The 3,732-nt window shown below is 72.3% G+C and carries 3 protein-coding genes; 1 reads left to right on the top strand and 2 read right to left on the bottom strand.

Annotated elements, in window-relative coordinates; translation table 11 throughout:
* Nucleotides 1–303: 303 nt before the first annotated feature.
* The gene (locus NON22_RS21690; RefSeq protein WP_257389083.1) at nucleotides 304–918 is read right to left on the bottom strand and encodes a helix-turn-helix domain-containing protein; all 615 of its coding nucleotides are present in this window, start codon (nucleotides 916–918) and stop codon (nucleotides 304–306) included.
* A 104-nt stretch (nucleotides 919–1,022) separates the two neighbouring features.
* Between NON22_RS21690 and NON22_RS21685 the strand changes: the two genes are divergently transcribed.
* Nucleotides 1,023–2,888 carry an aspartyl protease family protein gene (locus tag NON22_RS21685; protein ID WP_257389082.1) on the top strand — a complete coding sequence of 622 codons (1,866 nt, stop codon included), beginning with the start codon at nucleotides 1,023–1,025 and terminating at the stop codon, nucleotides 2,886–2,888.
* A gap of 58 nt (nucleotides 2,889–2,946) precedes the next feature.
* On the opposite strand, the gene NON22_RS21680 is transcribed toward NON22_RS21685, so the two are convergent.
* Entirely contained in the window at nucleotides 2,947–3,291 is a 345-nt protein-coding gene (locus tag NON22_RS21680) for a RidA family protein (RefSeq protein ID WP_257389081.1), read from the bottom strand.
* Nucleotides 3,292–3,732 lie beyond the last annotated feature (441 nt).

Below are 3,732 nucleotides of genomic sequence, written 5' to 3'. Positions count from 1 at the left end.
GGGCGCGCCGGGCTTCGCGTTCCCGAACCCGCTGTTCCCGCCGGCCATGCTGCCGCAACGCGCGGCGACCGCGCCCGGCGCCGCGCTCGTGCGCCCCGTCGATGCCGCGATCGACATCGGCGCCTTCGAGCGCGTCGGCGATCTCATCTTCGCGAACGGGTTTCAGTGAAACGGCGCGGCCGCGGCCGGACACTGCATGCGGTGCCGCCGCACCGGACCCAGACGCTCATCCGCGGCTGCGCCTTCGCAACGGAACATAGAAAAAGTCCATAAAAATAATTTATGGAATTTTTTACTGACGACTCAGTCCTCGTCCTGCCCGCGCCGGCTCGCCCGTACCGGCAACGGCGCGAGCACCCAGGCCAGCGCGATGAGCTTGTCGCGCGACGCGCTGCGCGGCTTCTGCAGCAGTTCCAGCGCGCGCGCGAGCAGGCGGTTGATCTCGGCGAGATCGCGCCGGTCCACCCAGCCCTTGCTGCGCGAGGCCCAGACCTCGCGCTCGGCGCCGTCGGTCGCGACGTCGCTGCGCTTGAGCGCCGCGGAGAAATCGCGCGCGGCGATGCGCATCATGCTCGAGCCGACTTTCTCGACCGCGGCCGCGCCGGCGTTGCGGCCGCCGCGGTAGCGCAGCTGCAGGCGCGCGCCCTTGTCGGCGCGCGTGCGGTAGCGGCGTCCGTCGCCTTCGTCGGGCAGCTCTTCGAGCAGGCCCCCGCGCACGAGCAGGCGTAAATGGTAGTAGAGGCCGTCGGCCGGACGGCCGAGCTGAGCGGCGAGGGTGGCGACCGACGCTTCGCCGCCGAGGGCTTCCAGTGTGTCGACGAGCTCCTGCCGCGCCGGCGCGGCGAGCAGGGCGATCTCGCGCGGCTTCTCGACGTTGCGGCCGGTCGCGGCGGTGCGGGGTTTGCGGGGCTGTGCCATCAGTTGAGTTGCCTTCGTTGAAATTTCAATCGAATATTCAATGGCGACGTCTGTTGCCCCGGCGCGCCTCGCGGCGCGGCCGGGACCAAAAACGGGAGAAGGCCATGTTTGTACGTGCGCTATCGCTGTTGCTGCTGTCATTGTCAAGCGCGATCGCCGCAGCGGCCGACGCGGACGCCCTGCTGGCCCGCGCGCGCGCCGCCTCGGGCGGCAACCGCTGGGACGCCGTGACGGCCGTGAGCGGCCAGGGCGAAATGAAGGCGGCCGGCCTGTCCGGCCCGGTGGAGACGCGGGAGGACCTGAGGACCGGCCGCAGCGCCGTGCGTTACAGCCTCGGCCTGTACAAGGGCGCCAGCGGCTACGACGGCAAGACCGCCTGGAATCAGGACCCCGGCGGCGAGGTCGCGCGGCTCGACGCGCCGGAAGCCCAGCGCGAGGCGCGTACGGCGGCCTGGCTCAGCATGCGCGCCTACTGGTTTCCGCAGCGCGGCAAGGCCGACTACGGCCCGGCCCGGGCCCGCGAGGCCGACGGCCGCCGCTACCAGGTCGTCACCGCGACGCCGGCCGGCGGCGAAGCCGCCGAGCTCTGGTTCGCCGAGGACAGCGGCCTGCTCGAGCGCGTGGTCACGGGCCTGGCGGCGCAGGACCGCGTCGTGACGGTGCTCGGCGACTGGCGCGAGGTCGAAGGCCTGCGCCTGCCGTTCCGCCAGGTCGTCGACCGCGGCGTCGGCGGTGCCAACCGCGTCGAGATCGACTACGCGAGCCTGACCACGAAGGCGCCGGTCGCCGACGCGGACTTCGCCGTGCCGGCCATGAACGAGGGCGCGCGCATCGCCGCAGCCGACGGCCGCACGCGGATTCCGTTCCGGCTCGTGCGCGACCACATCCACGTCGAGGCGCAGGTCGACGGCAAGCCGGTGCGGATGCTCGTCGACACCGGCGGCGTCAACATCCTGCTGCCGGCCGCGGCCAGACGGCTCGGCCTGTCGAGCGAAGGCAAGCTCAATGCGCGCGGCACCGGCGAGGCCAGTCCCGACGTCGCGCTGACCCGCGCCGGTTCGCTGCACCTGGGCGGGGTGACGTTCGACCAGCCGCTGTTCTACGTGATCGACTTCGGCCGCCTGCCCGACGTCGAAGGCGAGGACTTCGACGGCGTGATCGGCTACGAGCTGTTCCAGCGCTTCGGCGTGACGATCGACTACGTCGGCCGCGAACTGTTGCTGAGCCGCCCCGACGTATTCGCGCCGCCGGCCGGGGCCAAGGCCGTGCCGTTCACCCTGGCCGAACGCATTCCGATCGTGCAGGGCCGCATCGACGGCCGCGACGCGCGCATCGCCGTGGACACGGGCTCGGGCGCGGCGATCGACCTGCATTCGCCGTTCGTGCGCGACAACGGGCTGAAGGAACGCTACGGCGCGCGCTTCGAGCAGGTCTCGGGCTGGGGCGTCGGCGGACCGATGCGCGCCTGGCCCGTACGCCTCGGCGAGCTGGAGCTCGGCGGCTTCGTGCTCGGCGACGTCGCGGCCAGCCTGTACACCGGCGACAAGGGCGCATTCGCCTCGCCCGACGTCGACGCCAACCTCGGCGGCCGCGTGCTCGGCCGCTTCACGGTCGCGTTCGACTACGCCGCAAAGCGCATGTATCTCGCGCCGAACGCGAATTTCGGCCAGCCGTTCGGCGCCGACCGCAGCGGTCTGGCATTGCTGCGCGACGGCAAGGCGCTGTCGGTCTACGAGGTCGCCGCCGGCAGCCCGGCCGCGACGGCGGGACTCGCCGCCGGCGACCGCATCGTCCGCCTGGCCGGCGAGCCGGTCGAGACGCGTTCGCTGACGCAATGGCGCGACCGCCTGGCCGCCGATGCCGCCGGCACGACGATCGAGATCGGCTACGAACGCAACGGCAAGGCGGCGACGACCCGTCTCGTGCTGGCCGACCTGATTCCGGCCCAGGGACCGCGCGCGGCGAAGTGACGGCGACGGGCCGGGTTACGCCGACGGCGGAACCCGGCCCCCGTCATCCGGCGCCGGCTCAGACCGCCGCCGTCACGACGATCTCGATCTTCCATTTCGGATTCGCGAGCGCGGCCTGCACGGTCGCGCGCGCGGGCGTGTGGCCGGGCACGACCCAGGTTTCCCAGACCGCGTTCATCGCGGCGAATTCGGCCAGATCCACGAGATAGATCTGCGCGCGCAGGATCTTCGACTTGTCGCTGCCGGCGCGCGCGAGCAATGCGTCGATCGCGTCGAGCACCTGGCGGGTCTGGCCGGCGATGTCGGCGTCGGCGTCGTCGGCGACCTGGCCGGCCAGATAGATCGTGCCGTTGTGCACGACCATTTCGGACATGCGCGGACCGGTGTCGTAGCGCTGGATCATCTTGGAACCTCCTGCAGCGGCGAAACGGCTATGAAGCCGCCGTGCCGGCGCGCGCGCAAGCGCATATGCGGCGCCGCGGACGCGGGTCGTCCGGCGCTGACCTCCCGGGCGGGGCGCGACCGGCTGGCCGCCGCAGCCCCGGATGGCAGCATCAGCCCCCAGACCGACGCCCTATCCATCGCCCGGTCCTGCGTGATCCCGCCGGCGCGGCCGCATACTTGCCGCTTCCCGCTGCCGGCCGGCGCCTTCCGGCGCGGCGCGCGGGATGCCTGCCGCGTTCGTCGGCATCATTCATCGGGGGAGTTTCGCAATGCGCAACATCGGTTTCCTGCCGGCGGCACTGCTGCTGGTCCTGGGCGCGAACGCGGCGGCCGCCGCGGACAGCGCGACATTCTGGGCGGATGCGCCGGCGCGGCCGCTCGCCGCCGGCGCGCCGGCCGC

The sequence above is a fragment of the Tahibacter caeni genome (assembly GCF_024609805.1).
GTDB classification, from domain to species: domain Bacteria; phylum Pseudomonadota; class Gammaproteobacteria; order Xanthomonadales; family Rhodanobacteraceae; genus Tahibacter; species Tahibacter caeni.
Note: the sequence above shows the minus strand (reverse complement) of the source record. Positions and strands in the feature narration are given on the sequence as shown.